Annotated in this window: 17 protein-coding genes; 9 read left to right on the top strand and 8 right to left on the bottom strand. The window is 71.5% G+C overall.

Annotated elements, in window-relative coordinates:
* Positions 1-89 precede the first annotated feature (89 nt).
* The gene (gene recA, locus C2865_RS10580; RefSeq protein WP_106398170.1) at positions 90-1220 is read right to left on the bottom strand and encodes a recombinase RecA; all 1131 of its coding nucleotides are present in this window, start codon (positions 1218-1220) and stop codon (positions 90-92) included.
* Between the two features lie 230 nt (positions 1221-1450).
* Here recA and C2865_RS10585 point away from each other — a divergent pair, with 230 nt between their 5' ends.
* The 4 genes from C2865_RS10585 (at position 1451) to C2865_RS10600 (ending at position 4372) form a co-directional block, all read left to right on the top strand.
* On the top strand, positions 1451-2314 hold the full coding sequence (locus C2865_RS10585) for an ATP-grasp domain-containing protein (RefSeq protein ID WP_106398171.1): 864 nt from the start codon (positions 1451-1453) through the stop codon (positions 2312-2314).
* Positions 2315-2463: 149 nt separating this feature from the next.
* On the top strand, positions 2464-2757 hold the full coding sequence (locus C2865_RS10590) for a hypothetical protein (RefSeq protein WP_106398172.1): 294 nt from the start codon (positions 2464-2466) through the stop codon (positions 2755-2757).
* Positions 2758-2760: 3 nt separating this feature from the next.
* Complete coding sequence (locus C2865_RS10595; RefSeq protein WP_106398173.1) at positions 2761-3897, top strand: glutathionylspermidine synthase family protein; 1137 nt, start codon at positions 2761-2763, stop codon at positions 3895-3897.
* Positions 3898-3922: 25 nt separating this feature from the next.
* Complete coding sequence (locus C2865_RS10600) at positions 3923-4372, top strand: DUF350 domain-containing protein (RefSeq protein WP_106398174.1); 450 nt, start codon at positions 3923-3925, stop codon at positions 4370-4372.
* On the opposite strand, the gene C2865_RS10605 is transcribed toward C2865_RS10600, so the two are convergent.
* Positions 4365-4559: a DUF3046 domain-containing protein gene (locus C2865_RS10605; protein ID WP_106398175.1), complete on the bottom strand. Its 195-nt coding sequence runs from the start codon at positions 4557-4559 to the stop codon at positions 4365-4367. The two genes, C2865_RS10600 and C2865_RS10605, sit on opposite strands and share 8 nt — an antisense overlap.
* Before the next feature lie 141 nt (positions 4560-4700).
* Between C2865_RS10605 and rny the strand changes: the two genes are divergently transcribed.
* Positions 4701-6251, top strand: a complete 1551-nt coding sequence (rny, locus tag C2865_RS10610; RefSeq protein WP_106398176.1) for a ribonuclease Y — start codon at positions 4701-4703, stop codon at positions 6249-6251.
* A 7-nt stretch (positions 6252-6258) separates the two neighbouring features.
* On the opposite strand, the gene C2865_RS10615 is transcribed toward rny, so the two are convergent.
* The 5 genes from C2865_RS10615 to C2865_RS10635 all read right to left on the bottom strand — a co-directional run bounded on the left by C2865_RS10615 (position 6259) and on the right by C2865_RS10635 (position 11523).
* Positions 6259-8241 carry a S9 family peptidase gene (locus tag C2865_RS10615; protein WP_106398177.1) on the bottom strand — a complete coding sequence of 661 codons (1983 nt, stop codon included), beginning with the start codon at positions 8239-8241 and terminating at the stop codon, positions 6259-6261.
* Between the two features lie 71 nt (positions 8242-8312).
* A complete protein-coding gene (locus C2865_RS10620) occupies positions 8313-9182 on the bottom strand; it encodes an amino acid ABC transporter permease (protein WP_106398178.1) in 870 nt (289 codons plus the stop codon).
* Complete coding sequence (locus C2865_RS10625; RefSeq protein ID WP_106398179.1) at positions 9179-9850, bottom strand: amino acid ABC transporter permease; 672 nt, start codon at positions 9848-9850, stop codon at positions 9179-9181. The genes C2865_RS10620 and C2865_RS10625 overlap by 4 nt, the downstream gene beginning before the upstream one ends.
* A 41-nt stretch (positions 9851-9891) precedes the next feature.
* A complete protein-coding gene (locus C2865_RS10630) occupies positions 9892-10746 on the bottom strand; it encodes a glutamate ABC transporter substrate-binding protein (protein ID WP_106398180.1) in 855 nt (284 codons plus the stop codon).
* A 27-nt stretch (positions 10747-10773) separates the two neighbouring features.
* The gene (locus C2865_RS10635; protein WP_106398181.1) at positions 10774-11523 is read right to left on the bottom strand and encodes an amino acid ABC transporter ATP-binding protein; all 750 of its coding nucleotides are present in this window, start codon (positions 11521-11523) and stop codon (positions 10774-10776) included.
* Between the two features lie 182 nt (positions 11524-11705).
* Here C2865_RS10635 and miaB point away from each other — a divergent pair, with 182 nt between their 5' ends.
* Both miaB and C2865_RS10645 read left to right on the top strand, forming a co-directional pair.
* Positions 11706-13202, top strand: a complete 1497-nt coding sequence (gene miaB, locus C2865_RS10640) for a tRNA (N6-isopentenyl adenosine(37)-C2)-methylthiotransferase MiaB (RefSeq protein WP_106398182.1) — start codon at positions 11706-11708, stop codon at positions 13200-13202.
* Positions 13203-13212: 10 nt separating this feature from the next.
* On the top strand, positions 13213-13881 hold the full coding sequence (locus C2865_RS10645; protein WP_106398183.1) for a class III extradiol dioxygenase subunit B-like domain-containing protein: 669 nt from the start codon (positions 13213-13215) through the stop codon (positions 13879-13881).
* Positions 13882-13896: 15 nt separating this feature from the next.
* On the opposite strand, the gene C2865_RS10650 is transcribed toward C2865_RS10645, so the two are convergent.
* Positions 13897-14094, bottom strand: coding sequence for an antitoxin (locus C2865_RS10650; protein ID WP_106398184.1), 198 nt, complete (start codon positions 14092-14094; stop codon positions 13897-13899).
* A gap of 117 nt (positions 14095-14211) precedes the next feature.
* Between C2865_RS10650 and miaA the strand changes: the two genes are divergently transcribed.
* Together miaA and C2865_RS10660 are read left to right on the top strand one after the other, a co-directional pair.
* A complete protein-coding gene (miaA, locus tag C2865_RS10655; RefSeq protein ID WP_106398683.1) occupies positions 14212-15126 on the top strand; it encodes a tRNA (adenosine(37)-N6)-dimethylallyltransferase MiaA in 915 nt (304 codons plus the stop codon).
* A 52-nt stretch (positions 15127-15178) separates the two neighbouring features.
* Positions 15179-15934: an SCO6745 family protein gene (locus C2865_RS10660; RefSeq protein ID WP_232835504.1), complete on the top strand. Its 756-nt coding sequence runs from the start codon at positions 15179-15181 to the stop codon at positions 15932-15934.
* Positions 15935-16086 lie beyond the last annotated feature (152 nt).

The raw sequence follows: 16086 nt of genomic DNA on the forward strand, positions 1-16086 counted from the left end.
GGGAGCGGCTGACCGTCCGACCCTCGGGCCGGGGGCGGGCGCGGGGGCGCCCGCCCCGGAGGCGTCGGTCACCGGGCGGTGCCGAGGCCTCAGTCGCCGGGCTTGGGGGCCGAGGCGGTGCGGGTGCGCCGGGCGGCCGGAGCCGGGGCCGCCGCGGCGGCGGCGGGCTCGGCCGCCGAGGGCGGGCCCGCGGGAGCCGCGGCGGGCTCGGCCGGGGCGTCGACGCGGGGGCCGATGCCGAGCTTCTCCTTGATCTTCTTCTCGATCTCGTCGGAGGTCTCGGGGTGGTTGCGCAGGTAGTTGCGCGCGTTCTCCTTGCCCTGGCCGAGCTGGTCGCCCTCGTAGGTGTACCAGGCGCCGGACTTGCGGACGAAGCCGTGCTCGACGCCGAGGTCGATCAGGCCGCCCTCGCGGCTGATGCCGACGCCGTACAGCAGGTCGAAGTCGGCGACCTTGAAGGGCGGGGCCATCTTGTTCTTCACGACCTTGACGCGGACCCGGTTGCCCACGGCCTCGGTGCCGTCCTTGAGGGTCTCGATGCGGCGCACGTCGAGGCGGACGGAGGAGTAGAACTTCAGCGCCCGGCCGCCGGTGGTGGTCTCGGGAGAGCCGAACATGACGCCGACCTTCTCCCGCAGCTGGTTGATGAAGATCGCCGTGGTCTTGGTCTGGTTGATCGCGCCGGTCAGCTTGCGCAGCGCCTGCGACATCAGGCGGGCCTGCAGGCCGACGTGGCTGTCGCCCATGTCGCCCTCGATCTCGGCGCGGGGCACCAGCGCCGCCACCGAGTCGATGACCACCAGGTCGACCGCGCCGGAGCGGATCAGCATGTCGGTGATCTCCAGCGCCTGCTCGCCGGTGTCGGGCTGGGAGACCAGCAGGGCCTTGGTGTCCACGCCGAGCTTCTCGGCGTAGTCGGGGTCGAGCGCGTGCTCGGCGTCGACGAAGGCGGCGATGCCGCCCATCCGCTGGATGCTGGCGACCGCGTGCAGCGCCACGGTCGTCTTACCGGAGGACTCCGGCCCGTAGACCTCCACGACCCGGCCGCGGGGCAACCCGCCGATGCCGAGTGCGATGTCGAGGGAGATGGCCCCGGTGGGGATCACCTCCATGGGCGCGCGCACCTCGTCGCCGAGGCGCATGATCGAGCCCTTGCCGAACTGGCGTTCGATCTGGGCGAGGGCGGTCTCGAGCGCCTTCTCGCGGTCGTTAGCTGCCATGGTCTGCCCCTGTCGGGTCGTCGTGTTCTTTTTCGGATTCGCCATCTCGGGACCGAAGCTACGCGAGCCCACTGACAAAAAAGCGGCCCTCGTGACACCGCCACTCTACCGAACATAAATTCGATCGGGGCCGGGCTCGCCGAGCCGTCCGGAACCGGCGGGGGAATCAGGCTGCGCGGTAAGGACCCGGCGACGTACCCTTGCGCTCAGGCGATCAAGCGGGGGCCGGCATGACCCTGACCGTTCTGTTCTGCGCCGATCCCCTCGACCCTCGGCGCGTGGATCCGCACTTCGCCCGTGAGGCGGAGACCGTCCGGGCCACGGGCGGCGCTCTGGCGCTGCTCGACCACGACCTGCTGCGGCGCGGCGAGGCGGCCGAGGCGGTCCGCCGCGTCCCGCGCGGCGTGGGCGGCCTGTGGTACCGCGGCTGGATGGTGACGGCCGCGGAGTACCACGCGATGGCCAAGGCGCTGGCCGACCGGGGCGGCCACCTCATGACCCCGCCGGACGGCTACCGCCGCGCCCACGAGCTCCCCGGCTGGTACGAGACCTTCGCCGGCGTCACCCCGCCGAGCGTCTGGCTGCCGCTGGTGCCGGGCGAGACGCCCCCGCCGCGGCTGCTGGCCGAGGCGGTGCGGGAGCTGGGCCCGGGTCCCGGGGTGGTCAAGGACTACGTGAAGTCCCGCAAGCACGAGTGGGACGAGGCCTGCTACGTGCCCGACCTGGCCGACGCCGAGCGCCTGCACCGCACCGTCGAGCGCATGGTGGAGCTGCAGGGCGAGTTCCTCGCGGGCGGCGTGGTCGTGCGCCGCTTCGAGGACTACGAGACCGCCGAGGCGCGCGTCTGGTGGATCGACGGCGAGCCCGTCCTCATCGGCCCCCATCCCGACACCCCGGACGCCGACTGCCTGCCCGTCCTCGACCAGATCCGGCCCGCGGTCCGCGCCCTGGGGTGCCGCTTCGTCACCACCGACCTGGCCCGCCTGCGGGACGGCGGGTGGCGGGTGGTCGAGGTGGGGGACGGCCAGGTGAGCGAGCTGCCGGCCGGCGCCGACGTGGGCGACCTCTACTTTCACCTGCCCGATCCCGCCTGAGAGGGAACCGAACGGAGCCCGCGGGGGTCTCAGAGCGGTGTATCGCTGTTCACGGACGGTCGGTACCCCTACAATGCGTGCGCATCGTTTCAACGGAGGGACCCCCCATGCCCCGACGTCGTATGAGTTCCCGAGCGGTCAAGGTAGGCATGCTCGGCACCCTGTCGATGTCCCTCGCCGCCTGCGGCGGCAACTCCTACACCGCGGACTGCGTGGACGGCTACAGCTACAGCGGCGGCCAGTACAAGGCCGTGAGCGACCGAGACTGCGACTCGGGCGGCAACGGCGGACGCTACTTCTGGTACTACGGGGGCACCGCCACCGGCACCGGTTACATCTACAACGGCACCACGCTCAAGCCGCGCAAGGGCGAGATCAAGACGAAGTCGGGGCGCGTGCTGCAGCGCGGCGGGTTCGGCAGCGGTTCCAGCAGCGGCGGCTGACCGGTGCGAAGAGAGAGGTCCCGGCCGCGCGACGGCTGGGCGTCGACGATCGAGTCGCAGGGGCTGGCCTACCACCGCACGGCCCATCCGGAGAACCTGACCCGTCCCTACTGGGACGAGTCCGTGCACTACGTGCTGGAGATGGACGAGGTCCTCCATCTGGAGGAGGTGGTCGAGGAGCTGCACCGCATGTGCCTCCAGGCCGCGGAGCACGTGGTGAGGACGGGGCGCTACGAGGTGCTCGGCATCGACGAGCGCCTGGTCCCGCTGATCGAGGAGTCCTGGCGGCGCCGAGACCCGCACGTGTACGGCCGCTTCGACCTGCGCTACGACGGCCTGGGCCCGGCCAAGCTGCTGGAGTACAACGCCGACACCCCCACGTCCCTGGTGGAGAGCTCCATCATCCAGTGGTACTGGAAGGAGGACGTCTTCCCCGAGGACGACCAGTGGAACTCCATCCACGAGCGCCTGGTCGAGCGCTGGAAGGAGCTGCCGCTGCGGGAGGGCCCCGTCCACTTCGCCTGGACCGAGGCGGACCTGTCGGGCGAGGAGGTCATGACGGTCTCGTACCTGCTGGAGACGGCCGAGCAGGCGGGCCGCGCGTGCGTCCCCGTCACGATGGAGTCCATCGGCTGGGACGGCGAGGACTACCGCGACCTCGAAGGCGAGCAGATCAAGACGCTCTGCAAGCTCTACCCGTGGGAGTGGATCGTCGGCGAGCCGTTCGGCGCCTTCGTCGACGAGGCCGACTGGATCGAGCCGATGTGGAAGATGCTCCTGTCCAACAAGGGGCTGCTGGTCCTGCTCTGGGAGCTCTTCCCCGGCCACCCCAACCTGCTGCCGGCCTACCTGAACACCCCCGGCGACCTGACCTCCCACATCAAGAAGCCCCTGCTGGGCCGTGAGGGCGCGAGCATGTCCATCACCGCGCCCGGCCTCAGCCAGGAGACCGGCGGCCGGTACGGCGCCGAGGGCTTCGTCTTCCAGGAGTTCGTGCCGCTGCCGGAGTTCGACGGCCAGCACCCCGTCCTGGGCGCCTGGATGGTCGCGGACGAGTCCGCGGGCCTGGGCATCCGGGAGACGTCGGGCCTCATCACAGACGACACGTCCTCGTTCATCCCGCACCGGATCCCCCGGTAGAGACATCCCTTCCTAAGGAGCCCCCATGCCTCTCGCTCTCGACAGCGCCTTCGGCGAGGTCCTGGGAGACAACGTCGTCGCCATCCTCGCCTACGCGGGCGTCGGCCTCATCCTGTTCGTGCTCGGCTTCTACGCCGTGGACCTGGCCACCCCGGGCCGCCTGGTGTCGGTGATCCGGCACGACCGCAACCCGAACGCCACGCTGCTGGCCGCGGCGGGCATGGCCGCGGTGGGCGTGATCGTGTCGGCGTCCATCTACGCCACGGACGCCGCGCTGACCGAGGGCCTGATCGCCACCGCCGTCTACGGGGTGGTGGGCATCGTCGCGCAGATCGTGGCGATGATCGTCTTCAACCTGCTCATCGGGCTGAAGATCAAGGACCTGTGCCACGAGGAGCACCTGCAGCCGGGCACCTGGATGCTGGCGGTCACCTACGTGATGATCGGCCTGGTGACCGCGCTGGCCGTCATCTGAGCCGCTCGGGCACGTCGAACGCCGCGCAGACCGCCTTCCAGACGGACCTGGTGTCGGCCCCGTCGGCGAACGCCTGCTCGACGGTGCGGCCGCCGAGCTCGGCGATCACCTGATCCTTGGCGATGCTCTCGGCGTAGCCCTCGCCGAAATGCTGGTTCATCCTGGTCCAGAAAGCCGTCAACCTCACCGGCCCAGTGTGCCAGCCGCCGGGTGGGGCGGGGACACTTTGCTTTACGGATGGCCTTCGTGTGGTACATCCAGATGGCAAAGTCTTTACTTGCTCGTTAATCCCGGGCGGCTGACAGGGCCGTAAGGAGGGGGCTGCGCCATGGTGAGCGTCGTATTGGGGGCGGCGCTGCTCGTCAGCCTGGTCCTGCTGGCCGTGCTGGTGGCGCGCCGCCCCGCGCTCGGGAAGGCGGCCGAGGCCGAGCTGCGGAGCCTGCGCGAGCAGGCGCTGCGCGAGGGCGAGGAGGCCGCCGCGCGGTTGCGCGAGGAGGCGCGCGACCAGGCGGCGGAAGCCCGCGAACAGGTCGAGGAGCAGGCCCGCGCGTTCCGTGAGGAGACGCGGGAGCGGCTGGAGGACCTCGAACGCCGGGCGCGCCGACTCGCCGAGCGGGAGCGGCGGCTGGACCAGGAGGCCGAGCGGCTGGAGGAGCGGCGGTCCGGGCTGGACGAGCGGTCCGCCGCGCTGGACGCCCGCGAGGCCGTCCTGGGCGACGCCGAGCGGGAGCACGGCCGGGCCCTGGAACGGGTGGCGGGGCTGACCGCCGAGCAGGCCAGGGGCGAGCTGGTCGCGCAGATCCGCGACCAGGCCAAGCGCGAGGCGGCGCTGACCGTCCGGGAGCTGGAGAGCCGGGCCCGCGAGGAGGGCGAGGCACGCGCCCGCAAGATCGTCACGATGGCTGTGCAGCGGGTGGCCAGCGAGCAGACGACCGAGTCGGTCGTCTCGGTGCTGCACCTGCCGCACGAGGAGATGAAGGGCCGGATCATCGGCCGCGAGGGCCGCAACATCCGCACCTTCGAGTCGGTCACCGGGGTCAACCTCATCATCGACGACACGCCCGAGGCGGTGCTGCTCAGCTGCTTCGACCCGGTGCGCCGCGAGGTCGCCCGGCTCACCCTGGAGCAGCTCGTCCTGGACGGGCGCATCCACCCGCACCGCATCGAGGAGGTCTACGAGCACAGCCTCGCCGAGGTGGAGACCCTGTGCGTCAGGGCGGGCGAGGACGCGCTGGTGGAGGTGGGCATCACCGAGATGCACCCCGAGCTGATCGCCCTGCTGGGCAGGCTGCGCTACCGCACCTCCTACGGGCAGAACGTGCTCAAGCACCTGGTGGAGTCGGCGCACCTGGCCGGGCTCATGGCCGCCGAGCTCAGGCTCCCGGTGGACATCGCCAAACGCGGAACGCTCCTGCACGACATCGGCAAGGCGCTCACCCACGAGGTGGAGGGCAGCCACGCCCTGGTGGGCGCCGAGGTGGCGCGCCGCCACGGCGAGCACGAGGACGTCGTCCACGCCATCGAGGCCCACCACAACGAGGTCGAAGTACGCACCGTGGAGGCCGTCCTGACCCAGGCCGCCGACGCGATCTCCGGGGGGCGGCCCGGCGCGCGCCGCGAGTCGCTGGAGGCCTACGTCCAGCGCCTCGAGCAGCTGGAGCGCATCGCCAAGGACACCCACGAGGGCGTCGAGAAGGTCTTCGCCATGCAGGCGGGGCGGGAGATCCGGGTCATGGTCAAGCCCGGCGCGGTGGACGACATCCAGGCGCAGGTCATCGCCCGCGACATCGCCAAGCAGGTCGAGGACGAGCTGACCTATCCCGGGCAGATCCGCGTCACGGTGGTCCGGGAGTCCCGGGCCACCGAGTACGCGCGCTGAACCGCGCTCAGACCGCCGGAGGCGCCTCGCCCTCGCTCAGCTTCAGCGCGGGCACGCCCTGCGGGGAGAACCCGAGGGTCTGCCCGTAGAAGGACAGCTCGGCCTCCAGGCAGGCCTGCACGGTCTCGGCCCGCCGGAACCCGTGCGACTCGCCCTGGAAGGTGAGGTAGGCGTGCGGGACCTTGTTGTCGGCCAGCGCCCTGGCGAACCGCTCGGACTGCGCCGGGGGCACCACCGGGTCCTCCAGGCCCTGCAGCAGCAGCACGGGGCAGGAGGTGCGGTCGGCGCGGTGCAGCGGCGACCGCTCCTCGTAGGCGCGCTCGTAGCCGGGGACCGGGCCGATCAGGCCGAACGGGTAACGGGACTCGAAGTCGTGGGTCTCCTTCAGCAGCATCATCGCGTCGCTGACGCCGTAGTAGGACGTGCCCGCCTTGAAGACGTCGCCGGAGGTGACGGCGGCCAGGGCGGTCCACCCGCCGGCGCTGGCCCCGCGGACGGCGAGCCGGTCGGGGTGCGCCCGGCCGGTCCTGACCAGTTCGGCGGCGACCGCGGTGGCGTCCTCGACGTCCACCACGCCCCACTGGCGGCGCAGCCGCTCGCGGTAGGCGCGGCCGTAGCCGGTGGAGCCGCCGTAGTCGACCTCCACGACGCCGATGCCGCGGCTGGTGAAGTAGGCGCGCTCCAGGCTGAACGTGCCCATGGCGCGTCCGGTGGGACCGCCGTGGACGAACACCACGTACGGCGGCAGCTCGTCCTGGGGGCCGAGCGCGGCCGGGTTGGCGGGCTCGAAGACGTAGGCGTGCACCGGCCGTCCGAACTGGCCCTCGAACCGCTCGACGCGCGGCGCGGGCAGGTACGCCTCGTCGGGCGTCCGCTCGAGTTCGCGGCGCAGCACCGCCACCCGGCCCTGGGAGACCTTCACCACGGACGCGGGCAGCGTTGGGGAGGATCCGATGCCCACGAACGTGGAGCCGTCCGCCGACAGGCACATCTGCCAGTCGGTGTAGGGCAGGTCCAGCGGCTCCAGTTCGAGCGTGTCGGGGTCGTACAGGCTGAGCCGCTGCGCGCCCTGGCCGTGCATGACCACGAGCCGCCCGTCGCCCATCAGCGCGTACGGCATGCCGCCCAGCTGCCACAGCGGGCCCGCGAACTCCTCCTCGGCCGGGTAGAGCGCCTGCGGGGACTCCCCGTACAGGCCGACCTGGTAGATGTTCCACCAGCCGGGCCAGTCCGAGGCGACGTACAGGCTGCGGTCGTCGGCCCACAGGGGCGCCAGCACCGACTCGGACATGCCCCCCTTGACCGTGCGGGGGGAGACGACCTTGCCGTCCTGGATCACCCCGACGCGCAGCTCGGTGCCGTCCCACGGCATGCGCGGGTGGTTCCACTGCACCCACGCCAGATGGCCGCCGGACGGCGAGGGCGTCGGGGAGGCGTAGAAGTCGTTGCCGGTGACCAGCTCGTTGATCGCACCCGGGTCGTTGGCCGCCCGCCCGTCCAGGGGGATCCCCACGATGGCGCGCCGCACCCCCGGCGTGCCCGACGCCTCCCCCTCGGCGGCGGGCGCGGCCACATGACCCTCGCAGACGCACCAGACCTCGGAACCGTCCGGGGAGAGCACGAAGTCGGCGTACCGCAGCCCCCCGGGGATCGCCGGCTCGGGCGTCAGCGGGCGGGGGCGCGCGTCGCGCGGCACCAGCAGGTACAGCCGCTGGTCGGCGTAGTTGGTGAAGACGAGCCCGCGCGACGTCGGCAGATAGGACTTGCCGCCGTACTCGTGCACCCGGCTGCGGGCGTTCCAGGGCGAGGGGAGGATCTCGCGCCCGTTGAGAACGACCGTGGTCCGGCCCCCTTCGTCCGGCCGCGTCTCCTGCCACCAGACGTCGTCGCCCTGCGCGGTCGGGAAGCTCAGTCTCAGCCGGTTGCGGGCGACGTCGGCGGCGGAGATGGGGGAAGGCCAGGAACCGTAGGGGGCAACGCGAGCGGTCATACCGGAATCGTCCCGCATGACGAGGCCGATTGGAGCCAAGAACGGACACTTGAGCTCTGAAAGTAACAAGGTCAGGCGCCGAGCGGGGGCACTCCGACGACCGGGTCGGCCTTCATCGGAGTGGCGGCGCTCCGGCGGCTGCGCCGGCCCCGTCCTTCGAGCCAGGTGGCGAACCATCCCAGCACCAGGTTGAGGGCGATGTAGACGGCCGCCACGACGATCGCCGCGGGGATGATGTTGCCGTAGTTGGCCGGGACGACGCGGAAACCCGCGTTCAGCAGGTCCTCGTAGGCGATGATGTAGCCCAGCGCGGTGTCCTTGAGCAGCACGATCATCTGGCTGACGATCGCGGGGAGCATCGCGGTGACGGCCTGCGGCAGCAGGATCAGCCGCATGACGCCGCCCTTGCGCAGGCCCAGCGCGTACGCGGCCTCGGACTGCCCGCGCGCGACCGAGTGGACGCCGGAGCGGAACACCTCGGCCAGGACCGAGCCGTTGTAGAGGGTGAGGCCGATCACCACCGCCCAGAAGGCGGGCATGACGTAGCCGAAGATCGCGAACGCCCCGGCCTGGGCGAAGAAGATCATGATCAGGACGGGGACGGACCGGAAGAACTCCACGATCCCGCCGGACGGGAGCCGCAGCCACCAGTGGTCCGACAGCCGCCCGAGGCCGAAGACCACCCCGAACAGCAGGGCCAGCACCGCCGAGACGGCGGCGGCCGACAGGGTGCCCCACAGGCCCGGCAGGATCAGCCCCGTCCACACCTCGGGGTCCAGGAAGGGCTTCCACAGCTCGGCGTCCCACTGGCCGGCCGCCGAGAAGCGCGCCCAGACGAACCAGGCGGCCAGCAGCGCCGCCAGCAGGCCGACCAGGGTCAGCACGTTGTGGCGCAGCCTGGCCCGCGGGCCGGGCGCGTCGAACAGCACTCCCGTGCTCATCGGCGCACCGCCAGCCGCCGGGCCAGCCAGCCGGTGAGGTAGCCGACCGGAAGGGTGAGGATCATGTAGCCCGCGGCGAACCCGAGGAACACCATGACGACCGTTCCGGCACTTTCGTAGAGCATGTCCTTCATGACGAACGCAGCTTCCGCGTAACCGGCGACGATGACGACGGTGGTGTTCTTGATCAGGGCGATGAGCACGCTGCCCAGCGGGGCGATGACCGCGCGGAAGGCCTGCGGCAGGATCACCATCCGCATCGACTGGGCGAACGTCAGCCCGATGGCGCGGGAGGCCTCGGCCTGGCCCATCGGCACGGTGTTGACGCCCGCGCGCAGCGTCTCGCAGACGAAGGTCGACGTGTAGGCGGTCAGCCCGAGGACGGCCAGCCAGTAGCCGTTGAAGGCAGGGTCCTCGACGTCGAAGTTCAGCTGCAGGGTGTTGCTGATGCCCAGCGCGCAGAACAGCAGCACCAGGGTGAGCGGGGTGTTGCGCAGGATGGTGACGTAGAGCGTCCCCATCCCGCGCAGCACCGGGACCGGCGAGACCCGCAGCGCGACCAGCAGGGTGCCCAGCAACAGGGAGAGCACGGCGCTCATCGCGGCCAGCCTGATCGTCGACCAGAAACCGGCGATGATGGCGTCGAAGTTCTCGATCAGCGCTGACATCGTCCTCTATCCCGCGGTTCTCGTTCCCTGGGCGCCGTACGTCAGGCGCAGCCCTCGAAGGCGGGCGCCTCGGTGGGCAGCTGCAGGCCCTGCGTCTGGCCGAACCACTTCTTCAGCAGCTGGGCGGCGGTGCCGTCCTTGTACATCTCGGCGATGGCGTCGTTGACCGCCTCGCAGCTCGCGGTGTCGCCCTTCTTCATGCCGACGCCGTACTTCTCGTCGGTGAAGGGGGTGCCGAGGATCTTGTAGTCGCTGGGGTTCTGGGCGGCGAAGCCCGCCAGGATCAGGTCGTCGGTGGTCACGGCGTCGAGCGTCCCGCCCTTGAGCTTGGCCACGCACTCGCTGTAGGAGCCGGCCGGGACGAGCTTGGCCTTGATGCCCTGGCCGTCGGGGGCGGGGTCGGTGATGCGCTTGTAGGAGTTGGAGCCGGACGCCTGGCAGATCAGCTTGTCCTTGAGGTCCTCGACCTTGGTGACGGAGCTCTCGTCGCTGCGGACCATGATGTCCTGGTGGGCCACGATGTAGGGGCCGGCGAAGGTCACCTTCTCCTTGCGCTCGTCCAGGATCGAGTAGGTGGCGACGACGAAGTCGACCTGGCCCTGCTGGATGAACGGCTCGCGGTTGGCGGAGATGGTCTCCTTCCAGGTGATGCCGCTCTCGGGGACGCCCAGCTTCTCGGCGATGTAGCGGGCGACGTCGACGTCGAAGCCCTCCATGGTGCCGTCGGGCTTCTTGACACCCAGCCCCGGCTGGTCGATCTTCACGCCGACCGTCAGCTTCTTGTCGTTCTTCGCCTTGTCCACAAGGCTGTCGGAACCACCTGCGTCACCGCCGCAGGCGGTCAGCGCGGTGGAGCCCAGAGCGAGGGCGGCCAGGGCCAGGACGATACGGCGCATGGGGGGTGGATCCTTTCGTGGGTCCTCTTAATGCCTCAGGATCTTGGAGAGGAAGTCACGGGCCCGCTCGGTGCGGGGCTCGGTGAAGAACTCCTCGGGGGTGCTCTCTTCGACGATCTGGCCGTCGGCCATGAAGACCACGCGGCGGGCGGCGCTGCGGGCGAAGCCCATCTCGTGGGTGACGACGATCATGGTCATGCCCTCGCGGGCCAGGTCGGTCATGACCTCCAGCACCTCGGCGACCATCTCGGGGTCCAGCGCGGAGGTGGGCTCGTCGAAGAGCATGAGCTTGGGCCGCATCGCCAGCGCCCGCGCGATGGCGGCGCGCTGCTGCTGGCCGCCCGACAGCTGGGCGGGGTACTTGCCGGCCTGCGAGGCGATGCCGACGCGCTCCAGCAGCGCCATGGCCTCCTGCTCCGCCTGCGCCTTGGGGACCTTGCGCACCTTGACCGGGCCGAGGGTGACGTTCTGCAGGATCGTCTTGTGCGCGAAGAGGTTGAAGGACTGGAAGACCATGCCGACCTCGGAGCGCAGCCGGGCCAGGGCCCTGCCCTCCTGGGGCAGGGGCAGCCCGTCGAGGGTGATCTTCCCGGAGTCGATGGTCTCCAGGCGGTTGATCGTCCGGCAGAGGGTGGACTTGCCGCCCCCCGACGGGCCGATCACCACGACCACCTCGCCGCGGCCCACCGCGAGGTCGATGTCCTTGAGCACGTGCAGATCGCCGAAGTACTTGTTGACGTTCTCCAGCACCACGAGCGGCTCGCCGCTGTACTTCATAACCCAGGACGCTACGTGGCGGATACGGATCACGGGAAGGTATCGCCGATATCTATCTGATCACGGGAATGTCATCGCGCGAGGTCTCGCAATTTTGTAGGGGCTTTCGCGCTTTTTGGTGTTCTGTCACCGGCTCTCGCGGGGCCTGCGGGGCGGGCGCGCACGGGTACGCTGGGAGCGCCATGAACGTCATGAATCCCGCTCCCTCCGCCGAGGCGCCTCGCACCTACGAGATCCGCACGTACGGCTGCCAGATGAACGTCCACGACTCCGAGCGCCTGGCCGGGCTGCTGGAGTCAGCCGGGTACGTCAAGGCGGACGAAGAGCCCGACGTCATCGTCTTCAACACCTGCGCGGTGCGGGAGAACGCCGACAACCGGCTGTACGGCAACCTCGGCCACCTGCGCAGGCAGGCCGAGAACGGCCTGCAGATCGCGGTGGGCGGCTGCCTGGCCCAGAAGGACCGCGACACGATCGTCAAGCGGGCGCCCTGGGTGGACGTGGTGTTCGGCACCCACAACATCGGCGCGCTGCCGGTGCTGCTGGAGCGGGCGCGCGTCCGGCAGGAGGCGCAGGTCGAGATCGAGGAGTCCCTGTCGGTCTTCCCCTCGACGCTGCCGACCCGCCGCGAGTCCCCCTACGCCGCCTGGGTGTCGGTCTCGGTCGGCTGCAACAACACCTGCACGTTCTGCATCGTGCCCTCCCTGCGCGGCAAGGAGAAGGACCGCCGGCCCGGCGAGATCCTCGCCGAGGTCGAGGCGCTGGTCGCCGAAGGCGTGCTCGAGGTGACGCTGCTGGGCCAGAACGTCAACGCCTACGGCTCGGAGTTCGGCGACAAGGCGGCGTTCGCCAAGCTGCTGCGCGCCTGCGGCGGGATCGACGGCCTGGAGCGGGTGCGCTTCACCTCCCCGCACCCCAAGGACTTCACCGACGACGTGATCGCGGCGATGGCCGAGACCCCCAACGTCATGCCCTCGCTGCACATGCCGCTGCAGTCCGGCTCGGACGCGGTGCTGCGCGCGATGCGCCGCTCCTACCGCCAGGAGCGCTACCTGGGCATCATCGAGCGGGTCCGGGCGTCGATCCCGGACGCGGCGATCACCACCGACATCATCGTGGGCTTCCCCGGCGAGACCGAGGAGGACTTCGAGCAGACCCTGCACGTGGTGCGCGAGGCGCGGTTCTCCTCGGCGTTCACCTTCCAGTACTCCAAGCGCCCCGGCACCCCGGCGGCGACCATGGCGGACCAGGTGCCCAAGGAGGTCGTCCAGGCCCGCTACGAGCGGCTGGTCGAGCTGCAGGAGCAGATCTCCTGGGACGAGAACAAGAAGCAGGTCGGCCGCACCCTGGAGCTGCTGGTGGCCGAGGGCGAGGGCAGCAAGGACGGCGCCACGCGGCGCCTGTCCGGGCGCGCCCCCGACAACCGGCTGGTGCACTTCCAGCGCCCCGAGCAGGAGGTGCGCCCCGGCGACCTGGTGACGGTCGAGGTCACCTACGCCGCCCCGCACCACCTGCTGGCCGACGCGCCCGTGCGGTCCGTCCGGCGCACCCGGGCCGGGGACGCCTGGCAGGCCCGCCAGGAGGCGCCGCAGCAGGGCGGCGCGGTCTCGCTGGGCATGCCGAAGATCGGCGCTCCGGCGCCCGCTCCGGCTGCCTCCGGCTGCTCCACCTGCCCGTGAGGGGGCGCGCGTGCTGATCGGCGCCGCGGTGTGCCCGCACCCGCCCCTGCTCGTGCCCGAGCTGGCCGGAGCGGCCGCGGACGAGCTGGCGGGGCTGCGCGAGGCCTGCCGCCGGGCGATCGCGCCGCTGCTGGCGGCGGACGAGCTCGTGGTGGTGGGCGGCGGCCCCGAGACGCGCGCCTTCGGCCCGTCGGCGGCGGGCACGTTCCGCCCCTACGGCCTCGACCTCCAGGTGGGTCCCGGCGAGCCGGTGCTGCCGCTGTCCCTGACGGTGGGGCGCTGGCTGCTGGGCGGGGCGCGGGCCGCACGCTTCCAGGAGGTGGCGTTCGACGCCGCGCCCGCCGACTGCCTGGAGCTGGGCCGCGAGCTGGCACGGGACGACGTGGCGCTGCTGGTCATGGGCGACGGCTCGGCCTGCCGGGACGAGAAGGCCCCCGGCTACCTGGACGAGCGGGCCGGCCCCTACGACCGCGAGGTGGCGCGGGCCCTGGAACACGCCGACGCCGCCGCGCTCGGCCGGCTCGACCCCGTGGCGTCGGGGGAGCTGATGGCGGCCGGGCGGGCGGCGTGGCAGGTCCTGGCCGGCGCGGCGCAGGCCGGGTCCGGCCGGCTGCGCGGCGAGCTGCTGGCCGACGAGGCCCCCTACGGCGTCGGCTACTTCGTGGCGGCCTGGACGTAGCCGGCCGGACGGGCGCTACCTGGGCGGCTGCTGGCCCTGCCGCCGGGCCTGCTGGGCCGCGGCCTCCTTGGCCCGCCGCTGCGCCTCGTCCACCTGGCCCCGGTACTTGTTCCCCGTCCGGCGGTCGATCATGTCGCCCGCCTTGTCGATGGCGGGGCCCGCCTTGTCGCCGTGCTTGCCCAGCAGGTCCATGAACTTCTGGACGATGCTCATCCTCGTTCCCCCGATACTGGTTCGGGCGGCGCCGTCCGTTGGCGTCCGCCGATCTCACCTGTACCTACCCACGAACCTGCCACCACCCCTATCTGCGGAAACCGATAATTCGTGAACGTGATCTCTGTCGTCGGACCCACCGCGGCGGGCAAGTCGGACCTGGCCGTCGATCTGGCGCTGCGCCTGGGCGGTGAGGCGGTCAACACCGACTCCATGCAGCTCTACCGGGGCATGGACATCGGCACCGCCAAGCTGACCGTCGCCGAACGGCGCGGGGTGCCCCACCACCTGCTGGACGTCTGGGACGTCACCGAGCCCGCCAGCGTCGCCGAGTACCAGCGGGCGGCGCACGGGGCGGTCGCGCAGATCCGGTCCAGGGGCCGGGTGCCCGTCCTGGTCGGCGGGTCGGGGCTCTACGTGCGCGCGGCGCTGGACGACCTGGAGTTCCCCGGCACGGACCCGGAGATCAGGGCCCGGCTCGAGGCCGAACTGGCCGAGCGGGGTCCGAGTGAGTTGTTCGCCCGGCTGCGGGAGGCCGACCCGCAGGCGGCACGGGCGATCCTGCCGAGCAACGGGCGGCGGATCGTGCGGGCCCTGGAGGTCATGGAGCTGACCGGGCGGCCCTTCACCGCCAGCCTGCCCCAGCACCGCTACCGGGACCCCGAGACGGTGCAGCTGGGCCTGCTGGTGCCCCGTCCCGAGCTCGACGAGCGCATCGCGCTGCGGGTCGACCGCATGTGGGAGGCGGGGTTCGTCGCGGAGGTCGAGGCGCTGGAGAAGGCCGGCCTGCGCGAGGGCCGCACCGCCTCGGCCGCGCTCGGCTACGCCCAGGTGCTGCGCTTCCTGGCGGGCGAGTGGAGCCAGGAGCAGGCCAGGGAGGAGACGGTCAGGGCGACCCGGCGGTTCGCCCGGCGCCAGGAGTCGTGGTTCCGCCGCGACCCGCGCATCCACTGGCTGCCCTACGACGCGCCCGACCTGCTGGAGCGCGCGCTGGAGCTGTGCGCGGGCGGCACCGGGGTTTCCTCGATCTGACGTTTGTCATAGCCTGCTTTTCGAATCGTATTCGGTTTGGAGAGGAGGGGTCGTGACGCGACCCGCGACGACGGCCTGGAGCGTCAAAGGCCACATCCAGGAGCTCGGCGGAGCGTTCATGTTCTCCCGGGAGGCCAGGGCCTTCGGGGAGGGCACGGGGGTTCCGGGCTTCATCGGCCCGTACATGAAGGGCCGCTGCGGCGTGCTCGGCGACGTCGACGCCGACGTGGTGACCTCGGCGGTGGGCTTCTTCCACCCGCAGGCGGTCCGGGAGGCCTGGGAGTCGGTCGAGATGCCCGCCGCCCAGGCCGCGGAGGGCTACCTGCACGCCTGCCACGAGTTCGGCCGGCGCAAGCTCGCCTCCTTCGACGGGTCCGAGCGGCTGTCCGAGCTGCTGCTGGCCGTCGTGCGCCACGGGGACGCCACCGGAGCGCCCCTGTTCGCCGGATGGCGGGCCATGCCGCTCGCCGACGACGCGCGCGCCCTGGTCATGCAGCTCGTGCACACCCTGCGGGAGTTCCGCGGCGGGCTGCACTTCCTGGCGGTCCGGGCCGCCGGGCTGGCTCCGGTGCAGGCCGTCCTGATCGGCGGTTCGCCCATGTTCGGGGCCCGTGACCAGGCCCTGCTCTACGGGTGGCCGGAGTCGGAGCTGGCCGAGGTCACCGACGAGCAGCGGGACCGCTGGCAGGAGGCCGAGCTGGTCACCGACCGGCTCGCCCAGCAGGCGTTCTCCGTGCTCGACAAGGCCGAGAGCGAGGAGCTCGCGGCACTCATGGCGAAGGCGCACGCGGCGGCGCTCTCCCGGTGAAGGGGCGGGCGTCCGGAGATGTCCCCCGGGGGAGACCCGCCGAAGTCGGGACCGCTGTCCCTTAGCGGCGGGATCTTCGGACCCGTAATTTCTCCTGTGTAAGGGGGTACGCACGCCACCGGGTCGGGAGCCCCGGAACGAGCGGCGGACCA

The organism is Actinocorallia populi, from assembly GCF_002995495.1.
Lineage (GTDB): Bacteria > Actinomycetota > Actinomycetes > Streptosporangiales > Streptosporangiaceae > Actinocorallia > Actinocorallia populi.